Raw genomic sequence first — 20,993 nt, 5'->3', positions numbered from 1 at the left:
TAAAGACGGCTGGCGCGATCTTTACCAGCCTTTTCAACGACAAAGGCCCGGACGCGGTTGCGTCCGGGCCCTGCCCCCCGGCCGGGCGCCAGGGCGCCGCGGCAGGGAATGCGGATCAGGCTTCGGCGGAGGCTTCGGCCGTTTCCTCGATCAGCGCTTCCTCGACGAAGCCGGCGGGTTCTTCCACCTCGACGCCGATGGCCTCGCCGCGGGCCTGGCGCTCGGCTTCTTCTTCCGAGCGGGCCACGTTCACCGTGACGGGGATCGAGACCTCGGGGTGCAGGGCCACGCGAACCTCGTACAGGCCGAGCTGCTTGATCGGGTGTTCGAGGACCACCTGCGCGCGGGTGATGCCGAGGCCGGCCTGGGTGGCGGCTTCGGCAACGTCGCGGGTGGTGACCGAACCGTACAGGCTGCCGCTGTCGCCGGCCTGACGGATCAGGATGACGGACAGGCCGTGCATGCGCTCGGACAGGCGCTCGGCCTCTTCACGGCGCTTGAGGTTCTGGGCCTCGAGATGGATGCGCTCGCGCTCGAAACGTTCGCGGTTGGCGGCGTTGGCGCGGATCGCCTTGCCCTGGGGCAGCAGGAAGTTGCGGGCGTAGCCCGGCTTCACCTTCACGACTTCGCCCATCTGCCCCAGGTTTTCGACGCGCTGGAGCAGGATCAGTTCGACTGCGGACATGATCTTCCCCCCTTAGCCGACGATGTAGGGCAGGAGTGCCAGGAACCGGGCGCGCTTGATCGCCTGGGCCAGTTCACGCTGCTTTTTGGCCGAGACCGCGGTGATGCGGCTGGGCACGATCTTGCCGCGCTCGGAGAGGAAGCGGCTGAGCAGGCGCACGTCCTTGTAGTCGATCTTCGGCGCGTTGGGGCCGGAGAACGGGCAGGATTTGCGGCGGCGGTAGAACGGACGGCGGGCACCGACGGCCGTGCGACGGGCGGCGGGATTGATCTCGGTGGTGTCGGACATGATTCTTACTCCGCTTCGCCGTCGATATCGCGCGAATCCTCGCGCTCATTGCGGGCCCGGAACTCCTCGCGGTCGTCATAGCCGCGACGGCCGCCGCGGCCGCTCTCGAACCGGCCGGCGGGCTTGGGACCACGGAAGCCGCGCTCGCGGTCGTCGCCCTTGCGGGACAGGATCACGGACGGCGCCTCGTCGATTTCCTCGACGCGCAGGGTCAGCACCCGCATCACGTCTTCGTTCAGGCTGAGCTGGCGCTCGATTTCCTTGATCGTTTCCGGCTTCGCATCCAGGCCGAGGAGCATGTAATGGCCCTTGCGGTTCTTCTTGATGCGGTAGGCCAGGCTGCGCAGGCCCCAATATTCGCGCTTGCGGACGGCACCGCCGTCGGTTTCGAGCAGGGCGGCGATCCCGTCGGCGACGGCTTCGACCTGCTGCTGCGACACATCGTTACGTGCGATGAACACGGTCTCGTATAACGGCATGGGAACTCCCTTCGGATAAGGTCAACCCGGCCGCGCCGGACCCGGTCCGGACGGCGCCCCTCCCGCGGGGCATGGGTATAGCCGGGGCGATGCCGCGCCCCGGCAGGGAAGGAGCGGTGTGAAGCACAAAGCCCGGCGGATCGCAAGGGGAAACTGCCCCGATGGCGGTCCCGATGGCGGTGGCGTGCCGTTTTCGGCCGACGAGACGGCATGATCGACGTTGCGAGGACGATCCGCAGTGGACTGCGTTTACTATAAGGCCGCCTTGAGATTGACACGTAACCAGGGCTCTGCCCTGGACCCGGCAGGGCCTGAGGCCCTGCACCCCAATCATTTGATAACGAATGGGTTTCCAAAGGGCGACTGCCCTTTGGTGGGTCAAGGGCAACGCCCTTGTCGGGCAGATCCCATGCGTCAGTCTTGCGGCCAGTCGGTATTACATGGTCAAGTCTGGAGCGGCCCATGCGGACCTTCAACATTCACGAGGCCAAGACTCATCTGTCGCGGCTGATCGATGATGCGAGCTAGGGGGAGAGCTTCATCATCGCGCGGCTCGGAGCCGTCTGAGCCGGGTCGTGTCCGGCGGACGGGTCTTCGGCTTTCTGTTCAGATGCGCAGGCCGGGGGGGATGGCGAGGCCCAGCCGGTCGGGGATGTCCCAGATCTCGCGGATCGTGCGGATGCGGCGGAAGCCGGCCTGCAGGTAGGTGTCGAGCGCGCGGGGATGGTCGGCGGTGCAGGTATTGACCCGCACGCTGGACGGGCCCGAGGCCCAGGCGGCGTCGAGGGCCGCGCGCAGGAAGGCGCGGCCGATGCCCTGTCCGATCCGGCCGGGCATCAGGCCGAAATAGGCCAGGTTGACCTCGTCGGGCATCGCGCAGTCCAGTTCGAAGAAGCCGCAGACCTCCTGCCCGTGCCACAGCACGTTCACCCGCACCGTGGGATCGCGCAGCAGGGCCGCCAGTTCGCCGTCGGGCATGGCGCGGCGCAGCCACCAGCAATAATCCTGCCCGACGCCGTCATAGAGGCGGCGATAGAACGCGACGGGCGGGGCCGGGTAATGGTCGATGCGATAGCCGTCCGGCAGCGCGGGCGCGCGCCCGGCGGGGGGCGCGTCCATGCAGAGGAAGGTGACGTCGACGGCGACCCGGGTGGCCGGGCCGGCTGCGAGCGAGGCGGACATGGGCGGGGGCGATCAGTTGTCGTCGAGGAACGAGCGCAGCTTGCGGCTTCGGCTGGGGTGCTTGAGCTTGCGCAGCGCCTTGGCCTCGATCTGGCGGATGCGTTCGCGCGTGACGTTGAATTGCTGGCCGACCTCTTCGAGCGTGTGGTCGGTGTTCATGCCGATGCCGAAGCGCATGCGCAGCACGCGTTCCTCACGCGGGGTCAGCGAGGACAGGACGCGGGTCGTCGCCTCGCGCAGGTTGGTCTGGATCGCGGCGTCCAGGGGGATGACGGCCGACTTGTCCTCGATGAAATCGCCGAGATGGCTGTCTTCCTCGTCGCCGATCGGGGTTTCGAGGGAGATCGGCTCCTTGGCGATCTTGAGCACCTTGCGCACTTTTTCCAGCGGCATGCCCAGCTTTTCGGCCAGTTCCTCGGGCGCGGGCTCGCGGCCGATCTCGTGCAGCATCTGGCGCGAGGTGCGCACCAGCTTGTTGATCGTTTCGATCATGTGCACGGGAATGCGGATCGTCCGCGCCTGGTCGGCGATCGAGCGGGTGATCGCCTGGCGGATCCACCAGGTGGCGTAGGTCGAGAATTTGTAGCCGCGGCGATATTCGAACTTATCGACCGCCTTCATCAGCCCGATATTGCCCTCTTGGATCAGGTCGAGGAATTGCAGGCCGCGATTGGTGTATTTCTTGGCGATCGAGATGACCAGGCGCAGATTGGCCTCGATCATCTCCTTCTTGGCGCGGGCGGAATCGCGCTCGCCGCGCGAGACGGTGGCGTAGACGCGGCGGAATTCGCCGACCGGCAGGCCGGTTTCCTGCGACAGGGCGGCGACCTGGGCGCGCAGGTCGCGCACCGCGTCGGCGTGCCGGGCCACGAAATTCTTCCAGCCCTTGGCCGGCAGGGCGGAGACCATGTCCATCCAGCCCGGATCCAGCTCGCTGCCGCGATACTTGATCAGGAAATCCTCACGCGAGACCTTGCAGCTTTCGGCCAGGCGCAGCATGCGGCCCTCCAGCCCGTTCAGGCGCTGAAAGATTTCCTTGAGATGCTGGACCAGTACTTCGATGCGCGTGTTGTGCAGGTGCACCTGCTGCACCTTGCCGACCAGTTCCTCGCGCAGCTTCTCGTAGGATTTCTCCGACTTGTCGGACATCTCGGCGCCCGAGGTCAGGGTTTCGAGACGCTTGGACTGCAGCTTCTGCAGGCGGGAATAGAGTTCCTCGATCTCCTCGAACCGGGCGAGGATCTCGGGCTTCAGCTTTTCCTCGAGCGCCGAGAGCGACAGGCCGGCGCCCTCGCCCTCATCACCGTCCTCGGGCTCGGCGCCCGCCTCGAAGCCGGATTCGTCCTGCGGCTCGCCCTCTTCGGCGCCCTCGCTCTCGGGGCCGGCGCCGCCGGACTGCATGGCTTCGAGATCGACGATGTCGCGCAGCAGCATCTCGCCCGCCTTGAGGCGGTCATGCCAGGAGATGATGGCGCTGAAGGTCAGCGGGCTCTCGCACAGGCCGCCGATCATCTCGTCGCGGCCGGCCTCGATCCGCTTGGCGATGGCGATCTCGCCCTCGCGCGACAGCAGCTCGACCGAGCCCATCTCGCGCAGATACATGCGCACCGGGTCGTCGGTGCGGCCCAGGCTCTCGGTATCGACGTTGCCGGCGGCGCCGCCTTCCTCCTCGGCCTCGGCCTCTTCGGCCTTTTCCTCGCGGTTGGCCTCGGAATCGTCGTTATCCTCGTTCTCGACGACCTGGATGCCCATTTCCGACAGGACCGCCATCACGTCCTCGATCTGCTCGGAGGACATCTGGTCCTGCGGCAGGACGGCGTTCAGCTCGTCAAAGGTGATGTAGCCCCGTTCCTTGCCGCGGGCGATCAGCCTCTTGACGGCTCCGGATTGCGTGTCCAGCAGAGTTGTGTCGTTATCCTGATCGCCAGAAGTCGCTTCCGTACTCGCGGCCGTCTTTGTCGCCATCGCCTGCCCTGTCCCCTCACCCGCTACCGTGCCATCCGTCGCACGCCGCGCGACGGCGTGCCGGCCCTGCTTCGCCGCCCGGCCGTCCCGCCTGGGCGGGATGCAAGCCACCGGACACGAAAGGGCCATTCTATCGCATCTGACAATTTCAGTGTGGTGCAGGTGGTCGATTCAGGGTCGGAAGTCAAGGGGCCAAACCGGGACGGACGGGATGGGCCCGGCGGAGCGGGACGCGAAAAACCGCGCGTTCTTCCGTCCGTCATGCACCCCGCATGGACCCTCGGGCCCTTATGCATCCCCCTTATGCATCCTCGGTCAGCGTGTCGCCGCGGCGCAGGGACTCCCATGCCAGCAGGCGGGTGCGCAGGCTGGCCCAGGATTTCGCGTCCAGCGTGCCGGCGCAGAGCCGTTCGGTATCGAGGCGCACGTCCTCGCCGAACTGGCGGACATTGAGCAGGGCGTAGAAATGCCACCATTCCTGCCGCACCTCGACCGCCATCAGCGTATCCGCGGCGCTGAGGGCCAGCGGCAGCGGATCGGCGGCCAGCGCCAGGGCGCGGTCCCCGGCCAGGCCGGCCGCGTCCAGGCGGGCGGCCAGGTCCTCGGCGCCGCCCAGGTCGCCGCCGGCGGCGAGGTCCATCACCGCGGCGCGCACCCGGGCCAGGACGGGGGGCAGGTCCAGCCGGCAATAGGCGTCCTCGATTTCCGGCAGGATGTCGGGGTGGCGCAGCAGGATGGCGGTGAGGATGCGCATGCGTTCCTGCGCGGCGTCGCCCGCGGCGAAGGGGGCGGCGGGCGGGATGGCGGGCGCCTCGATCCGTGCCCCCCCGTTCAGCCCGCCGTGCGTTCCCCCGTTCGGTCCCTTGCCGCCGCGCCTGCCGGGGCCGGCATTGGCGCGGCGGTAGGTGGCGAAGAACCGGTCCAGCAGGGTCGCGCGATATTCCGCCGCCAGCGCCTTGTCGCCGATCAGGGCGGCGACTTCGGTCAGGCGGCGGCGGATGGCGGCGCGCTGTTCGGGGCCGGGGTCGCGCACGCCCGCGGTCAGCAGGTCGAACAGGACATGGCCGAGCGGGCTGGCGCCGTCGAGCAGCGCCGCCACCGCGCCGGCGCCGCGGGCGCGCAGCAGGCTGTCCGGATCCTCGCCCTCGGGCAGGGTGCAGAAGCGCAGGGTGCGGTTGACGTCGAGCAGCGGCAGGGCGGTTTCGGCCGCCTTGACCGCGGCGCGCTGGCCCGCCGCGTCGCCGTCGAAACACAGGATCGGCGCCGGGGCGATCTGCCATAGCGCCTCCATCTGCTCGGCCGTGAGCGCGGTGCCCAGCGGGGCGACGGCGCCGGGGAAGCCGGCCTGGTGCAAAGCGATGACGTCCATGTAGCCCTCGGCCACCACCAGCTCGACCGGCGGCGCGCCGCGCGGGCGGGGGGCGCGGATGGCGGCGCGGGCGCGGTCGAGGCCGAAGAGCGTGCGCCGCTTGGAGAACAGGGCCGTTTCGGGGCCGTTGAGATATTTCGGCTGGCCGTCGCCCAGGATGCGGCCGCCGAAGGAGACCAGCGCGCCCCGCCGGTCGCGGATGGGAAAAATGACGCGGTTGAAGAAGAGTTCGCCCCTGGGCCGCCCGTCCTCGTCCACCCGCATCAGGCCGGCCTGGAGCAGCAGGTCCTGGGTGACGCCGTGCGGCTGGAGTTCGGCCAGCAGGCTGCCGCGCCCGTCGCCCGACCAGCCCAGCCCGAAGGCGGCGATCGTCTCGTCCGCGAGGCCGCGGCCGCGCAGATAGGCGAGCCCGGCGCGGCCCTCGGGCGCGTGCAGGCGGCGCATCCAGGCGGCCTGCACCAGGTCCAGCACCTCGGTGAGGTCGCGGGCGCGCTGGTCGGCCTCGCGCTGCTGGGGGGTGGCGCGGGGGACGTCGAGCCCCGCCTGGGCGGCGAGTTCGGCCACCGCCTCGGGGAAGGAGCGGCCCTCGGACTGCATCACGAACGAGATCACGTCGCCATGCGCGCCGCAGCCGAAGCAATGGAAATGGTCGTCATAGACGTAGAAGGAGGGCGTCTTCTCGCCGTGGAAGGGGCAGCAGGCCTTCCAGTTCCGCCCGGAGCGGACGAGTTTGGTCCGCCGGCCGATCACCGAGGCGATCGGCGTGCGGGCGCGCAGCTCGTCCAGGAAGGCGGGGTCGAGGGCCACGCGGTCAGGCGGACAGCAGCGACTTGACCGCGGCGCCGGCGCGGGCGGGATCGAGCGCCGCGCCGAAGCGGGCTTTGAGTTCGGCCATCACCTTGCCCATGTCCCGCATCGAGCCGGCGCCGGTGGCGGCGATCGCGTCGCGGATCGCGGCGTCGAGCGCCGCGCCGTCGAGTTCGGCGGGCAGGTAGGCGCGGATCGTCTCGATCTCGGACTCTTCCTTCTCGGCCAGTTCGGGGCGGTTGCCCTGGCGGTACAGCGCGGCCGATTCGGTGCGCGACTTGATCATGCCGCGCAGCAGCGCGGTTGCCTCGTCGTCGCCGACCTGTCCGACGCCGCGGACGCGGGCGGCGATGTCGGCGTCCTTCAGCCTGGCCGCGACCATGCGCAGCGTGGCGACCCGCGCGGACTGGCCGGCCTTCATCGCCGTCTTGAGGTCTTCGTTGAGGCGCGCGCGCAGGGACATGATCCTGTCTTCCTTACCTGGTCGGGGGCGGCCGAACCCGGGCCGCCCGGAAAAAATTTCCCACCCCAGGGATATCGATTCGCGTGGGAATTTTCTTCCCAGGGGGTGGAGAGGCTGGTAGGAGATAATCCCGGAAGGAAGAATTCTCCATGCCGATGACGATCCAAAGCATCATTGAACGTCTGGGCGGCGCGGACAATGCCGCGCGCCTGACCGGTGTCGGGACCGAGGCCATCCGCAAATGGCGGCAGGCCCGCGCGATCCCGGCCAAGCACTGGCCGGTGATCCTGCGCCATGCCGGCCTGAGCCTTGCAGACCTGCAACCGGACCGCGCGTCCGACCCAGCGGAGACCACGATGCCCCAGCCCCAGGTTCCCACCCCAGCCGTGGTTTGCGCGGACACCCCGCCCGACGGCGCCACCGCCGTGCTGGTGCTGGCCGACGGGACCAGCCTGTGGGGCCGCGGCTTCGGCGCGCAGACGACCCCTGACGGGGCGGCGATCGGCGAGCTGTGCTTTTCGACCGGCTTGACCGGCTATCAGGAGACGCTGACCGATCCGTCCTTCGCGGGGCAGATCATCACCTTCACCTTTCCGCATATCGGCAATGTCGGCGCCAATCCGGAGGATGACGAGGCCGCGCGGGTGGCGGCGCGCGGGCTGGTCGTCAAGCAGGACCTGACCGAGCCGGCGAACTGGCGCGCGGCCGAGGGGCTGGATGCCTGGCTGGCCGAACGGGGCGTGCCGGGCATCTGCGGCGTCGATACGCGGGCGATCACCCGGCGCATCCGCGATGGCGGGCCGCAGACCGCGATCCTGGCCTATCCGGCCGACGGCGCGTTCGACCTGGCGGCGCTGCGCGCCCGGGCCGCCGCCTGGCCGGGGCTGGAGGGCATGGACCTGGCGCGAGAGGTGACCTGCGGCGAAGCCTATGCCTGGCGGGACGGGGTGTGGCACTGGCCATCGGGCAGCGATGCGCCCAGCCCCCCGGCCGCGCGGCGGCGCGTGGTGGCGGTGGATTACGGGGCCAAGCGCAATATCCTGCGCTGCCTGACCAGCGCGGGCTGCGACGTGACCGTGGTGCCGGCGACGGCGACGGCGGAAGAGATCCTGGCCCATGGGCCGGAGGGCGTGTTCCTGTCCAACGGTCCGGGGGACCCGGCGGCGACGGCGGAATACGCGGTGCCGGCGATCCGGGGCGTGCTGGCGGCCGGCAAGCCGGTCTTCGGCATCTGCCTGGGGCACCAGTTGCTGGCGCAGGCGCTGGGGGCGCGGACCTATAAGCTGGCGCGCGGCCATCGGGGCGCCAACCAGCCGGTGAAGGACCTGACGACCGGGAAGGTGGAGATCACCAGCCAGAACCATGGCTTCGCCGTGGACGAGGCCAGCCTGCCGGCGGATGTGCGGGTGACCCATACCAGCCTGTTCGACGGATCGAACGAGGGGATCGCGTCCGACCGCTATCCGGCCTTCTCGGTCCAGTACCATCCCGAGGCGAGCCCCGGCCCGTCGGACAGCCATTATCTGTTCGACCGGTTCGTCGCCCTGATCGACCGCAGCAACCAGACCGTCTGAAAGCCCGCGCCCCATGCCCAAACGGACAGATATCCGCTCGATCCTGATCATCGGCGCCGGCCCGATCGTCATCGGCCAGGCCTGCGAGTTCGACTATTCCGGCGCGCAGGCCTGCAAGGCGCTGCGCGAGGAAGGGTACCGGGTGATCCTGGTCAATTCCAACCCCGCCACGATCATGACCGATCCGGGGCTGGCGGATGCGACCTATATCGAGCCGATCACCCCGGAATTCGTCGAGCGGATCATCCTGCGCGAGAAGCCGGATGCCGTGCTGCCGACCATGGGCGGGCAGACCGCGCTGAACACCGCGATGGCGTTGGACAAGTCGGGTTTCCTGAAGAAGCACGGCGTGGAGCTGATCGGCGCGGATGCCGAGGTGATCGACCGCGCCGAGGACCGGCAGAAATTCCGCGAGGCGATGGATGCGATCGGCATCGAGAGCCCGCGCAGCACGATCGCCCACACGCTGGAGGAGGCGCGCGCCGCGCTGGAGGACGTGGGGCTGCCGGCGGTGATCCGGCCGTCCTTCACCATGGGCGGATCGGGCGGCGGCATCGCCTATAACCGCGAGGAATTCGACCAGATCGTGGCCTCGGGCCTGGATGCGTCGCCCACCACCGAAGTGCTGATCGAGGAATCGGTGCTGGGGTGGAAGGAATACGAGATGGAGGTCGTCCGCGACAGCGCGGACAATTGCATCATCGTCTGCTCGATCGAGAATATCGACCCGATGGGCGTGCATACCGGCGATTCCATCACCGTGGCGCCGGCGCTGACGCTGACGGACAAGGAATATCAGCGGATGCGCGATGCCTCGCTGGCCTGCCTGCGGGCGATCGGCGTGGATACCGGCGGGTCGAACGTGCAGTTCGGCGTGAACCCGGCCGACGGGCGCATGGTGGTGATCGAGATGAATCCGCGCGTCTCGCGCTCATCGGCGCTGGCGTCGAAGGCGACGGGCTTTCCGATCGCCAAGGTCGCGGCCAAGCTGGCCGTGGGCTACACGCTGGACGAGTTGGCCAACGACATCACCGGCTCGACCCCGGCCTCGTTCGAGCCGACGATCGATTACGTGGTGGTGAAGATCCCGCGCTTCACCTTCGAGAAATTCCCCGGCACCCCTGCCCTGCTGTCGACCAGCATGAAGTCGGTCGGCGAGGCGATGGCGATCGGCCGGTCCTTCGCCGAGGCGCTGCAGAAGGGCCTGCGCTCGATGGAAACCGGGCTGGCCGGGCTGGACCCGGTGGAGGTGCCGGGCGATGGCGGGCCGGATGCGTTCCGTGCGGCGCTGTCGCAGCCGCGCCCCGAGCGGATCCTGATGGCGGCCCAGGCGCTGCGCGCCGGGCTGAGCGTCGAGGAGATCCATGCCGCGTGCCGTTTCGAGCCGTGGTTCCTGCGCGAATTGCAGAAGATCGTCGCTGCCGAGCACGCCGTGGTGCAAGACGGGCTGCCGCGCGACGCGCAGGGGCTGCGCCGGCTGAAGGCGATGGGGTTTTCGGACGTGCAGCTTGGCCGGCTGTCGGGCACCGAGGCGCATGAGATCGCCGCCCTGCGCGCGCGTCTGGCGGTGGCGCCGGTCTATAAGCGGATCGATACCTGCGCGGGCGAGTTCGCCTCGGCCACGCCTTACATGTACTCGACCTATGAAGGCGGGTTCGGGGTGCCGGAATGCGAAAGCCGCCCCACCGGCCGCCGCAAGATCGTGATCCTGGGCGGCGGGCCGAACCGCATCGGCCAGGGGATCGAGTTCGATTATTGCTGCGTCCATGCGGCCTATGCGCTGCGCGAGGCCGGGTTCGAGACCATCATGGTCAATTGCAACCCGGAGACCGTGTCGACCGATTACGACACCTCGGACCGGCTGTATTTCGAGCCGCTGACGGCCGAGGACGTGATCGGGCTGATCCGCCGCGAGCAGGAGCAGGGCGAGGTCCTGGGCTGCATCGTGCAATATGGCGGGCAGACGCCGCTGAAACTGTCGCGGGCGCTGGAGGCGGCGGGGATCGCGCTGCTGGGCACGCCGGCCGACGCCATCGACCGCGCCGAGGACCGCGAGCGCTTCCAGACGCTGCTGCACCGGCTGGGACTGCGCCAGCCGGCCAACGGCATCGCCCGCTCGCCGGCCGAGGCCGAGGCGGTGGCCGAGCGCATCGGCTATCCGGTCGTCGTCCGCCCGTCCTATGTGCTGGGCGGGCGGGCGATGGAGATCGTCCATGACCGGGCCAGCCTGCAACGCTATATGCGCGTGGCGCTGCAGCTTGCGGGCCAGGACGTCGCGTCGGGGCCGGTGCTGATCGACCGCTACCTGAACGATGCGATCGAGGCCGACGTGGACTGCATCGCCGACGGGCACGACGTCTATGTCGCCGGGGTGATGGAGCATATCGAGGAGGCGGGCATCCATTCGGGGGACAGCGCGTGCTCGCTGCCGCCCTATACGCTGTCGCCGGCCGTCGTCAGCGAACTGAAGGAACAGACCGAGGCGATGGCCCGCGAGCTGGGCATCGTCGGGCTGATGAACGTGCAGTACGCGATCAAGGACCAGGACATCTTCGTGCTGGAGGTCAATCCCCGGGCGTCGCGCACCGTGCCGTTCGTGGCCAAGGCGACCGGCGTGCCGGTGGCCAAGATCGGCGCGCGGGTCATGGCGGGGGCGAAGCTGGCCGAATTCCGCCTGGACGACCGGGCGGTGGCGCCGCATGTGGCGGTGAAGGAGGCGGTATTCCCGTTCAACCGCTTTCCGAACGTGGACACGATCCTGGGGCCGGAAATGCGCTCGACCGGCGAGGTGATGGGGCTGGATGCCTCGTTCGAGCGGGCCTTCGCCAAGTCGCAGCTTGCGGCGGGCGTGCGGCTGCCGCTGTCGGGGGTGGTGTTCCTGTCGGTGCGCGGCAGCGACAAGCCGGCGGTGCCGGCGCTGGCGCGGCGGCTGGTGGACATGGGCTTTACCATCCTGGCCACCCGCGGCACGGCGCAGCGCCTGCGCGAGGCCGGGATCGCCGTCGAGGTGGTGAACAAAGTGCTGGAAGGACGGCCGAACTGCGTGGACGCCATCCGGTCGGGCGACGTGCAGATGGTGATCAACACCGCGCAGGGCGCGCAGTCGGTGGCCGATAGTTTCGACATCCGCCGTTCGGCCCTGACATTGGGGATTCCGCACTTCACCACCATGGCCGGGGCGCGCGCCGCGACCCATGCGATCGCGGCGATGCGGGAAGGACCGCTTGAAGTCGCGCCGCTTCAATCCTACTTTAGCGGATCGTTCTGAGCGCACTGCACCTACGCCGGGTGCCGGGGCCGACCCTGTCGGGCCCCGGCACCCGGCGTGTTCGGTCTTGGCGGCGCTTGTGTCGCAATCTTTGACGTCAGTCGCGCGACTGACCTTCATCCTGGGGACTTGCCTTGCAGAAATTTCCGATGACGGCCAATGGCCTGCAGCGGCTGGAAGACGAACTTCGCAAGCTGAAGAGCGAGGAACGGCCGGCCGTCATCCGCGCCATCGCCGAAGCCCGCAGCCATGGCGACCTGTCGGAAAATGCCGAATACCATGCCGCGCGGGAACGCCAGTCCTTTATCGAGGGGCGGATCCAGGAACTGGAGGAGATCGTCTCGTCGGCCTTGGTGATCAACCCGGCGAGCCTGTCGGGCGACCAGGTGATGTTCGGCGCGAAGGTCAGCCTGGTGGATGAGGAAACGGACAAGGAAGCGACCTATCAGATCGTCGGCGTGCATGAGGCCGACATCAAGGCGGGGCTGCTGTCGGTTTCCTCGCCGCTGGCCAAGTCGCTGATCGGCAAGCGGATCGGGGATTCGGTGTCGGTTCCCGCCCCGGGCGGCGACCGGACGTACGAGATCCTGGCCGTTACCTATCGCTGAGGCGACGGCGATGATCACCCTGGATGACGTCCGGGCCGCCGCCGCGCGGATCGAGGGGCGCGTGCTGCGCACGCCCACCGTGCCGTCGCACGCCCTGTCGAAGGCGACGGGCGCCGAGATCGTGCTGAAGCTGGAGAATCTGCAGGCGGTCGGCTCGTTCAAGGAGCGGGGTGCGGCGAACAAGCTGGCGCTGCTGACGGCCGAGGAGCGGGCACGCGGGGTGATTACGGTTTCGGCCGGCAACCATGCGCAGGGCGTGGCGCGGCATGCCGCCCTGCTGGGGATCGACGCGGTGATCGTGATGCCGCGCTTCACCCCGGCGGCCAAGGTGACGCGCACCGCGGCCTGGGGCGCGCGCGTGGTGCTGGAAGGGACGAATTTCGCCGAGGCGACCGCGCATGCCGATGCGCTGTGCCGGCGCGAGGGGCGTGTCTTCGTCCCGCCCTATGACGATGCGGCGGTGATGGCGGGCCAGGGGACCTTCGCCCTGGAACTGCTGGAGGATGCGGGGGCGCTGGACATGCTGGTGGCGCCGATCGGCGGCGGCGGGCTGCTGGCGGGTGCTGCGGTGGTGGCGCGCGCGCTGCGGCCGGAGATGGACGTGATCGGCGTGCAGGTGGAGAGCTATTCCTCGCTGTCCGCATTTCCGGGCGACGAGATCATGCCGCCGGGCGGGGCCACGATCGCCGAGGGCATCGCGGTGCTGCAGATCGGGCGCAAGCCGCTGTCGGTCATCCGCGAGCATGTCGGCCGCGTGCTGGTGGTGCCGGAGCGCGCGGTGGAGGACGCGATCACCCTGATGGCCGAAGGAGCCAAGCAGGTCAGCGAGGGGGCCGGGGCCAGCGCGCTGGCGGCGATACTGACCTATCCGGAGCTGTTTCGCGGCAGGCGGGTGGCGCTGCCGGTGACGGGGGGCAATATCGACAGCCGCATCCTGGCCAATACGCTGCTGCGCTCGCTGCTGCGCGACGGGCGGCTGCTGTGCCTGAAGATGGAGATTCCGGATCGGCCGGGCATTTTGGCCGATATTTCGCGCACGATCGGCGATGCCGGGGGCAATATCCTGGAAGTGTCGCACCAGCGGCTGTTCACCGTGCCGAGCGTGCAGGCGGCGGAACTGGAAGTGATGATCGAGGCGCGCGACCCGGCGCACGCGCAGGAGATCATGGGCGAACTGGCCAAGACCTATATCGTGCGGCGGGTTTAGGGGGGGGCGGGGCTTTGCGGTCCCCGCCGCCCTCCGGCCGCCGGTCGTCAGGCGGTGTGGTGTTCGTCGAGGGTGAATCCGACCTTGAGCGTGACCTGGTAGTGGCTGACGCGGCCGTCGACGACGTGGCCGCGCGTGCTGATGACCTCGAACCAGCGGATGGCGTGCAGGCTGTCGGCCGCGCGGGCCAGGCCGCCCGCGATCGCGGCCTCGATCGATTCGGGGGACGAGCCGACCAGTTCGACGACCTTGTAGGTATGTCCGGACATTGTTCTTCTCCTTGTCCTGGGGGAAGAACGATGTGCCGCGCGGTGGGTTGCCAGGGGGTGGGTTGCCAGGGAATGGCCTGCCTGGGAAAGGCGGGGGCGGACTATTTGGTGCCGAACAGACGATCGCCGGCGTCGCCCAGGCCCGGGCGGATGTAGCCGTGATCGTCCAGTTCACGATCGATCGCACAGGTGACGATCTTGACGTCCGGATGGGCGGCGGCGAGATGGGCGACGCCTTCGGGCGCGGCGAGCAGGCAGACGAAGACGATCTGCCGCGCCCCGGCCGTCTTCAGCCGGTCGATGGCCGCCGCCGCGCTGTGGCCGGTGGCCAGCATCGGATCGACGACGATGCAGACGCGCTCGCCGATATCGTCGGGCAGTTTCATGTAGTATTCGATCGGTTCCAGCGTCGTCGGGTCGCGGAACAGGCCGATATGGCCGACGCGCGCCGCCGGCACCAGGTCGAGCATGCCGTCCAGGATTCCGTTGCCGGCGCGCAGGATCGACACCAGGCAGAGCTTCTTGCCCGACAGGAGATGGCCCTGGGTGCGTTCCAGCGGCGTGTCGATGTCCACCGTTTCGAGCGGCAGGTCGCGCGTGGCCTCGTAGGCCATCAGCAGGCTGAGTTCACGCGTCAGGCGGCGGAAGCCGGCGGTCGAGGTCGTGGCCTGGCGCAGGCGGGTGAGCTTGTGCTGGACCAGCGGGTGGTCGAGCACGACCACCGAGGGGGCGGCGGCCGAGGGAGGCGCGTTGCTGTGTGCGGTCATGGGGCCCTTACTAAAAGCAGATGTCGCGCGGGGGAAGACCGGAGGCGCGCGCTGGATCAGGCCGGGTCGGGCACGAAATCCAGCGCGACCCCGTTGATGCAGTAGCGCTGCCCGGTCGGGCGCGGGCCGTCGGGGAAGACGTGGCCCAGATGGCCCTTGCAGGACGCGCAATGGACTTCGAGCCGGGTCATGCCGTGGCTGGTGTCGGTCTGGGTTTCCACCGCGCCGGGCAGGGCGTCGTAATAGGACGGCCAGCCGCTGCCGCTTTCATACTTGGTTTCCGAGCGGAAGAGCGGCGCGTTGCAGGCGGCGCAGCGATACAGGCCGGTGCGCTTTTCGAAATTCAGCGGGCTGGAGCCCGGGCGTTCGGTCCCATGCCCGTGCATCACCCGGATTTGTTCGGGCGTGAGCGTGCCGCAGAGGGGGGCGGTCTTTCCGGTCATCCTGCATTCTCCATCAGATGGCTGCCGCCGGGCTGGCGGATGGCTGCCGCCGGCGGGCGGGTCGGCATCTTTCGGTCGGCGAGACATTCGCAAGCCAGTTATTTGGTGTCATCATGCGCCAAAATCACGGGAGAGAACATCCATGTCCGAGCAGACTTTTCCCCTTCCCCGGCGCCCCGTCATGCTGGTCATCCTGGATGGCTTCGGCTGGCGCGAGGACCCGTCGGACAATGCCGTGCGCGCGGCGGCGACCCCGGCATTCGACCGGCTGTGGCAGGAAGGGCCGCGGGCGTTCCTGAAGACCTGCGGCGCGGATGTCGGCCTGCCGGACGGGCAGATGGGCAATTCCGAGGTCGGGCACCTGAATATCGGCGCCGGCCGGGTGGTGATGCAGGAATTGCCGCGCATCTTCGCGGCCATTCGCGACGGCAGCCTGGCGGCCAATCCGGCACTGGCCGCGCAGATCGCCGCCCTGAAGCAGAGCGGCGGGACCTGCCACCTGATGGGGCTGGTATCGCCCGGGGGCGTGCATTCCCACCAGGACCATGCGGTGGCGCTGGCGAAGATCGTGGCCGAGGCCGGGGTGAAGGTGGCGTTCCACGTTTTTACCGACGGGCGCGACACGCCGCCGCATGCGGGCCGCGATTATGTCGCGAAACTGCGCGCCGCGCTGCCGGACGGGGTGAGCCTGGCGACGATTTCCGGCCGTTATTTCGCCATGGACCGCGACAAGCGCTGGGAGCGGGTCGAGAAGGTATACGACGCGATCGTCTCGGCCGAGGGGCCGCGCGGCGACGACCCGCTGGCGGTGCTGGAGGCGGCGTACCAGGCGGGGACGACCGACGAGTTTTTGCCGCCGACGGTGCTGGACGGCTATGCCGGGATGAAGGACGGGGATGCGATCCTGTCCTTCAATTTCCGCGCCGATCGCATCCGCCAGTTGCTGGATGCGCTGCTGGAGCCGGATTTTACCGGATTTGCCCGCAAGCGCGTGGTGCGCTTCGCCTCGGCGGTCGGCATGACGCGCTATAGCGACACGCTGGCGCGGCTGATCGGCGTGCTGTTTCCGCCGCAATCGCTGGACGACCTGCTGGGCGAGGTGGTGTCGCGGGCCGGGCTGCGCCAGTTGCGCATGGCCGAGACCGAGAAATATCCGCACGTCACCTATTTCCTGAACGGGGGCAAGGAGGCGCAGCTTCCGGGCGAAGACCGGATCATGGTGCCGTCGCCGAAAGTGGCGACCTATGACCTGAAGCCGGAAATGTCGGCGCCGGAACTGACCGAGAAGGCGGTCGCGGCGATCGAGAGCGGCGCGTACGACCTGATCGTCCTGAATTACGCCAATGCCGACATGGTGGGCCATACCGGCGTGTTCGGCGCCGCGGTGAAGGCCGTCGAGGCGGTGGACCGGGGGCTGAAGCGGCTGGTGGAGGCGGTGCATCGCCAGCGCGGGGCGCTGCTGGTCACGGCGGACCATGGCAATGCCGAGATGATGTTCGACCCCGAGACCGGCGGCCCGCACACCGCCCACACGCTGAACGTGGTGCCGGTAGTGCTGAGCGGCGTGCGCGAGGCGGAACTGCACGACGGGCGGCTGGCGGATATCGCCCCCACCCTGCTGGCGCTGATGGGCCTGCCGAAGCCGGACGCCATGACCGGGCAGTCCCTGCTGGTCGAGAAGCACGGATACTGATCCGTCCGGGCTTGCTGGCGGCGGCCTTCCTGCCGGCTGCCCTGTTGCAGGCTGCCTTGTTGCAGGCCGCCTGGGCGGCGGCGAATCCCGTGCATCGCCATTCGACGCATCGTGCCGGGCGGGGCGTCGCCGCCGACGCGGCGGCCGAGGCGGCGCGGCGGGCGGTGGAGCAGGCCCGCGCGGCGCAGCGGGCGCTGATCGCCCGCCAGCAGGCGCAGGCCCGCGACCTGACCGCCCGCGCGGCCGCCCGCGCGGCGGCGGAAGCGCGGGCGCGGGACGATGCGGCGCGGGCAGCCGTTTTGTCGGCGGCGACGATCGACGCCACCGCGCAATTGCAGCAGACCGAGCAGCAGACCGCCGAACTGGCCGACCGGGTGGGCGCGCTGCATGCCGAGCAGGCGCGGCTGCGCGCCGAACTGGCCCGGGATTCGGCGGCGATCGGGCCGATGCTGCCGCTGGCCGCCCGGCTGGCGCGCTATCCGGCCGACACGCTGCTGGCCGCCCCCGTGCCGCCGGACCATGCGATCACCGGGCTGCTGGTGGTGCGGGGGCTGTCGGCGCAACTGGAGCAGCGGGCGGATGCGATCCGCGAGCGGCGCGTGGTGCTGGCGCAACTGGACGCGCAGGCGGCGCAGGAGGGGGCGCGGCTGGACGCGCTGCAGCGGCTTCAGGCGGCACAGCGCGACAGCGTGTCGCGCGCGGCGCGGGCCGCGCGCCTGACGCAGCGCCGGTCGCGCGACGCCGCGTCGCTGGCGGCGCGGCAGGCGGAGGACGCCGCGCGGCAGGCCACCAGCCTGCAGGATGCGGTGGCGCGGATCGAGGCGCTGGAGCAGGCGGCGGAGGCGCGGCTGGAACAGGCCGCCCAGGCGGCCGCGCGCGCCCACCGCGCCGACGAGGCCGCCGCCGCCCATGCCCGCGCCGAGGCGATCGCCCAGGGCCCCGGACCCGGGTTGAGTGCCGTGCCGGCCGGACGTCCGGCCGGGCGGGGCGCGCCGGTGGCCGGGACGATCGTCACCGGCTGGGGGGCGGCGACCGAGGCGGGGCCGGCGACGGGCATCACCTATGCGCCGCCGTCGGGGGCCACGGTGCGCGCGCCCTGTGCCGGGCAGGTCGATTTCGCCGGTGCCTTCCGGTCCTATGGCCAGATGGTCATCCTGGATTGCGGGCGGCATTACCGGTTCGTGCTGGCCGGGATGGGGTCGCTGGACGTGTCCGCCGGGCAGAGCCTGGCGAAGGGAGCGCCGATGGGGACCATGCCCGGCTGGTCGGGCGGGGGTGGACCGGGCGGGGGTGGATCGGGCGGGGGCGGGCGGCCGAGCCTGTTCGTGCAGTTGCGGCGCGGCGGCGCTGTGATCGACCCTGCGCCGTTCCTGTAGGGTGGGTGGTTGCGGTTGGCTGTTTCCGCCCGGAGCGAGTTCGGTATAAGATTGCCGGATGACGCCGGCGCAGGCCGGTGTCGGGCGCGCCCCGTGGCGCGCGGCCGACCGCACCCGGGCCGAAGCCAGGGGCGGCGTTATTCGGGAGACGAGACGGCATGAGGTTCCGCACCGGCCTGCTGCTTGGTGGCGCCTTTCTGGCAGGCATTGCGGCTGGTCCGCAGATTTCGCAGCTTTCATATGTCGGCGGCGGCCTGACGCCGCACGCCCTGGCGGAGAGCCTGGCGAAGGACAGCGATTCGCCGGCCGAGAATTTCCGGCTGCTGTCGCTGTTCGGCCATGTGCTGGAGCAGGTGAAGGCGAATTACGTCGAGCCGGTATCGAATCGCGACCTGATCATCAATGCGCTGAACGGCATGCTGAGCGGGCTGGACCCGCATAGTTCGTACATGACCGAAAAGCAGTACGGCGACCTGCAGGTCCAGACCAAGGGCGAGTTCGGCGGGCTGGGGCTGGAGGTGCAGGGCGAGGACAACCACATCCGCGTCGTCTCGCCGGTCGACGACACCCCGGCCGCGCGGGCCGGGATCAAGCCGGGCGACTTCATCGTCGCGATCGACGGCAAGAACATCGACGGGCTGCCGCTGGACGAGGCGGTGGAGCGGATGCGCGGCAAGCCGGACACCAAGATCACCCTGACGCTGATCCGCGAGAAGACGCCCAAGCCGATCGTCGTGACCATGACCCGCGCGATCATCCACCTGCAGGTGATCCGTTCGGCGCTGTACGACACGGTCGGCTATATCCGCATCGCGCAGTTCAACGAGGAAACCGCCCCCGGGCTGGAGGCCGCGTACCGCAAGCTGAAGGCCGAATCCCACGGCAGGCTGAGCGGGCTGGTGGTGGATCTGCGCTCGGATCCGGGCGGGCTGCTGAACCAGGCGATCGAGGTCGGGTCGGATTTCATCCGCAATGGCGAGATCGTGTCGACCCGGGCGCGGCATCCGCAGGACAGCCAGCGCTGGGACGCGCACGGCACCGACATCACCGGCGGGCTGCCGATCGTGGTGCTGATCAACGGCGGATCGGCCTCGGCCAGCGAGATCGTCGCGGGCGCGCTGCAGGACCATCAGCGGGCGGTGCTGGTCGGCGAGAAATCCTTCGGCAAGGGGTCGGTGCAGACGATCCTGCCGATACCGGGCGACGGGGCGCTGCGCCTGACGACCGCGCGCTATTACACGCCGTCGGGGCGGTCGATCCAGGGGCTGGGGATCGTGCCGGACGTGACGGTGCATGAGAGCCGCGACGACCCGGCCTATAGCATCCGCGAGGCCGACCTGGCGCACATCATCAAGAACCAGGGCGGCAACACCACCAAGCCGCCGCCGCGCACCGACCTGCCGGCGATCGCGGCCACGATCCCGGCCGAGCCGCCGGCGAACTGGCCGTCCTTCGACCCGACCAAGCCGGCGACCGACTTCCAGTTGCAGCAGGGGCTGAAGATCGTCCGCGCCATGGCGGCGGGACCGCGTTCGGCCGATGCCGGGACCGGGACGGGAGCGGTCACCGAGGCGTCGCGGCATGAATGATGCCGGGTTGCCCGGTCAGCGTCCCCTGCCCTATCGCCGGAATGTCGGGGCCATGCTGTTCAATCCGCTGGGGCAGGTGCTGATCGGGCGGCGCAGCGACATGCCCGGGGCCGGCGGGCCGCTGAGCCAGGGCGTGTGGCAATGCCCGCAGGGCGGCATCGATGCCGAGGAGGCGCCGGACGCGGCGGTGCTGCGCGAACTGCGCGAGGAGATCGGCACGGACGCCGCCGTCATCATGGGCGCGCACCCCGAATGGCTGAGCTATGATTTCCCGGCGGCGCTGATCGGCCGCGCGATGGGCGGGCGCTATCGCGGCCAGACGCAGAAATGGTTCGCCCTGCGCTTCGTCGGGCGGGACGACGAGATCCGGCTGGACAGCCATCAGCCGGCGGAATTCGATGCCTGGCAATGGATCGACCTGCCGACGCTGCCCGAGCGCAATGTCGGCTTCAAGCGCGATATCTACCGGATCCTGGTCCGGGATTTCGCGCCCTATGCGCGGCCCGCCTGACGCCGCAGCGCGGGCAGGACGTGCCGGGTGAGCAGCGGCGCGAGGGGGACGGGCGCGATATCGCCGGGCCGATCGGGCCCGGGCCCGTTGAGATCATACCACAGCATCTGCGCGATTTCCGCGCCGATGCGGGGTACGCCGTCCAGCATGCCGCGATAGACCGTGGCGTGGACAGTGCGGCCCGGTTCGTTGGCCGCGGGGGCGACGAACCGGCCGAGCAGGGCCACGCCGGCATGCGTGAGGCCGCAGCCCAGTTCCTCGGCCAGTTCGCGGGCCAGGGTTTCGGTGGCGTGTTCGCCCGGCTCGGCCTTGCCGCCCGGGAGCATGAAGGCGCTGGTGCCGCGCTTGCGCACCAGCAGCAGCGCGCCGCCATAGAGGATCGCCGCGGCGACGACGCGGATCGTCCCGTCTGAGCCGGATGGGACGGGAGCGGCCTGGTCTTCCATACGC

The 20,993-nt window shown here is 69.6% G+C and carries 19 protein-coding genes and 1 pseudogene; 9 read left to right on the top strand and 11 right to left on the bottom strand.

What is annotated here, in order from left to right:
* Nucleotides 1-115: 115 nt before the first annotated feature.
* From rplI to rpsF, 3 genes are read right to left on the bottom strand one after another with little or no spacing between them, the layout of a single operon-like run.
* A complete protein-coding gene (rplI, locus tag AAC691_RS20600; protein ID WP_176638874.1) occupies nucleotides 116-685 on the bottom strand; it encodes a 50S ribosomal protein L9 in 570 nt (189 codons plus the stop codon).
* Between the two features lie 12 nt (nucleotides 686-697).
* On the bottom strand, nucleotides 698-973 hold the full coding sequence (gene rpsR, locus AAC691_RS20595; protein ID WP_114726487.1) for a 30S ribosomal protein S18: 276 nt from the start codon (nucleotides 971-973) through the stop codon (nucleotides 698-700).
* A 5-nt stretch (nucleotides 974-978) separates the two neighbouring features.
* On the bottom strand, nucleotides 979-1,452 hold the full coding sequence (gene rpsF, locus AAC691_RS20590; protein WP_176638875.1) for a 30S ribosomal protein S6: 474 nt from the start codon (nucleotides 1,450-1,452) through the stop codon (nucleotides 979-981).
* Between the two features lie 462 nt (nucleotides 1,453-1,914).
* Here rpsF and AAC691_RS20585 point away from each other — a divergent pair.
* Nucleotides 1,915-1,977, top strand: a pseudogene (locus AAC691_RS20585) (type II toxin-antitoxin system Phd/YefM family antitoxin); the annotation flags it as partial.
* A gap of 81 nt (nucleotides 1,978-2,058) precedes the next feature.
* Here AAC691_RS20585 and AAC691_RS20580 read toward each other — a convergent pair.
* The 4 genes from AAC691_RS20580 to AAC691_RS20565 form a co-directional block, all read right to left on the bottom strand.
* A complete protein-coding gene (locus AAC691_RS20580) occupies nucleotides 2,059-2,634 on the bottom strand; it encodes a GNAT family N-acetyltransferase (protein WP_342628282.1) in 576 nt (191 codons plus the stop codon).
* 12 nt (nucleotides 2,635-2,646) lie between these two features.
* Nucleotides 2,647-4,599 (bottom strand): RNA polymerase sigma factor RpoD, encoded by a 1,953-nt coding sequence (rpoD, locus tag AAC691_RS20575; RefSeq protein WP_323990441.1) that lies wholly within the window; start codon nucleotides 4,597-4,599, stop codon nucleotides 2,647-2,649.
* Nucleotides 4,600-4,900: 301 nt separating this feature from the next.
* Entirely contained in the window at nucleotides 4,901-6,775 is a 1,875-nt protein-coding gene (gene dnaG, locus AAC691_RS20570) for a DNA primase (protein ID WP_342628281.1), read from the bottom strand.
* Nucleotides 6,776-6,779: 4 nt separating this feature from the next.
* The gene (locus AAC691_RS20565; RefSeq protein ID WP_323990439.1) at nucleotides 6,780-7,238 is read right to left on the bottom strand and encodes a GatB/YqeY domain-containing protein; all 459 of its coding nucleotides are present in this window, start codon (nucleotides 7,236-7,238) and stop codon (nucleotides 6,780-6,782) included.
* Nucleotides 7,239-7,387: 149 nt separating this feature from the next.
* On the opposite strand from AAC691_RS20565, the gene carA reads away from it, so the two are divergent.
* From carA to AAC691_RS20545, 4 genes are all read left to right on the top strand, one after another.
* Nucleotides 7,388-8,812, top strand: coding sequence for a glutamine-hydrolyzing carbamoyl-phosphate synthase small subunit (gene carA, locus AAC691_RS20560; protein ID WP_342628280.1), 1,425 nt, complete (start codon nucleotides 7,388-7,390; stop codon nucleotides 8,810-8,812).
* Nucleotides 8,813-8,825: 13 nt separating this feature from the next.
* Nucleotides 8,826-12,080 carry a carbamoyl-phosphate synthase large subunit gene (gene carB / locus AAC691_RS20555; RefSeq protein ID WP_342628279.1) on the top strand — a complete coding sequence of 1,085 codons (3,255 nt, stop codon included), beginning with the start codon at nucleotides 8,826-8,828 and terminating at the stop codon, nucleotides 12,078-12,080.
* A gap of 134 nt (nucleotides 12,081-12,214) precedes the next feature.
* A complete protein-coding gene (gene greA / locus AAC691_RS20550; RefSeq protein ID WP_176641020.1) occupies nucleotides 12,215-12,688 on the top strand; it encodes a transcription elongation factor GreA in 474 nt (157 codons plus the stop codon).
* A gap of 10 nt (nucleotides 12,689-12,698) precedes the next feature.
* On the top strand, nucleotides 12,699-13,895 hold the full coding sequence (locus AAC691_RS20545; RefSeq protein WP_342628278.1) for a threonine ammonia-lyase: 1,197 nt from the start codon (nucleotides 12,699-12,701) through the stop codon (nucleotides 13,893-13,895).
* A 47-nt stretch (nucleotides 13,896-13,942) separates the two neighbouring features.
* On the opposite strand, the gene AAC691_RS20540 is transcribed toward AAC691_RS20545, so the two are convergent.
* The 3 genes from AAC691_RS20540 to msrB all read right to left on the bottom strand — a co-directional run bounded on the left by AAC691_RS20540 (nucleotide 13,943) and on the right by msrB (nucleotide 15,374).
* Nucleotides 13,943-14,164 (bottom strand): dodecin, encoded by a 222-nt coding sequence (locus AAC691_RS20540; RefSeq protein ID WP_342628277.1) that lies wholly within the window; start codon nucleotides 14,162-14,164, stop codon nucleotides 13,943-13,945.
* 101 nt (nucleotides 14,165-14,265) lie between these two features.
* Nucleotides 14,266-14,931, bottom strand: coding sequence for a uracil phosphoribosyltransferase (upp, locus tag AAC691_RS20535; protein ID WP_342628276.1), 666 nt, complete (start codon nucleotides 14,929-14,931; stop codon nucleotides 14,266-14,268).
* A gap of 56 nt (nucleotides 14,932-14,987) precedes the next feature.
* On the bottom strand, nucleotides 14,988-15,374 hold the full coding sequence (gene msrB, locus AAC691_RS20530) for a peptide-methionine (R)-S-oxide reductase MsrB (RefSeq protein WP_323990434.1): 387 nt from the start codon (nucleotides 15,372-15,374) through the stop codon (nucleotides 14,988-14,990).
* A gap of 142 nt (nucleotides 15,375-15,516) precedes the next feature.
* Between msrB and gpmI the strand changes: the two genes are divergently transcribed.
* The 4 genes from gpmI (at nucleotide 15,517) to AAC691_RS20510 (ending at nucleotide 20,543) form a co-directional block, all read left to right on the top strand.
* The gene (gene gpmI / locus AAC691_RS20525; RefSeq protein WP_342628275.1) at nucleotides 15,517-17,067 is read left to right on the top strand and encodes a 2,3-bisphosphoglycerate-independent phosphoglycerate mutase; all 1,551 of its coding nucleotides are present in this window, start codon (nucleotides 15,517-15,519) and stop codon (nucleotides 17,065-17,067) included.
* An 11-nt stretch (nucleotides 17,068-17,078) separates the two neighbouring features.
* The gene (locus AAC691_RS20520) at nucleotides 17,079-18,443 is read left to right on the top strand and encodes a peptidoglycan DD-metalloendopeptidase family protein (protein WP_342628274.1); all 1,365 of its coding nucleotides are present in this window, start codon (nucleotides 17,079-17,081) and stop codon (nucleotides 18,441-18,443) included.
* 158 nt (nucleotides 18,444-18,601) lie between these two features.
* Complete coding sequence (locus AAC691_RS20515; protein WP_342628273.1) at nucleotides 18,602-20,032, top strand: S41 family peptidase; 1,431 nt, start codon at nucleotides 18,602-18,604, stop codon at nucleotides 20,030-20,032.
* On the top strand, nucleotides 20,025-20,543 hold the full coding sequence (locus tag AAC691_RS20510) for an RNA pyrophosphohydrolase (RefSeq protein ID WP_342628272.1): 519 nt from the start codon (nucleotides 20,025-20,027) through the stop codon (nucleotides 20,541-20,543). Before AAC691_RS20515 ends, AAC691_RS20510 begins: the two co-directional genes overlap by 8 nt.
* Here AAC691_RS20510 and AAC691_RS20505 read toward each other — a convergent pair.
* Nucleotides 20,525-20,989, bottom strand: coding sequence for an NUDIX domain-containing protein (locus AAC691_RS20505; protein ID WP_342628271.1), 465 nt, complete (start codon nucleotides 20,987-20,989; stop codon nucleotides 20,525-20,527). The genes AAC691_RS20510 and AAC691_RS20505 overlap by 19 nt on opposite strands.
* Nucleotides 20,990-20,993: the final 4 nt, after the last annotated feature.

Source organism: Nguyenibacter vanlangensis (assembly GCF_038719015.1).
GTDB lineage: Bacteria > Pseudomonadota > Alphaproteobacteria > Acetobacterales > Acetobacteraceae > Gluconacetobacter > Gluconacetobacter vanlangensis.
The sequence above is the reverse complement of the archived record's forward strand: the minus strand, read 5'-3'. Positions and strand labels throughout refer to the sequence as shown.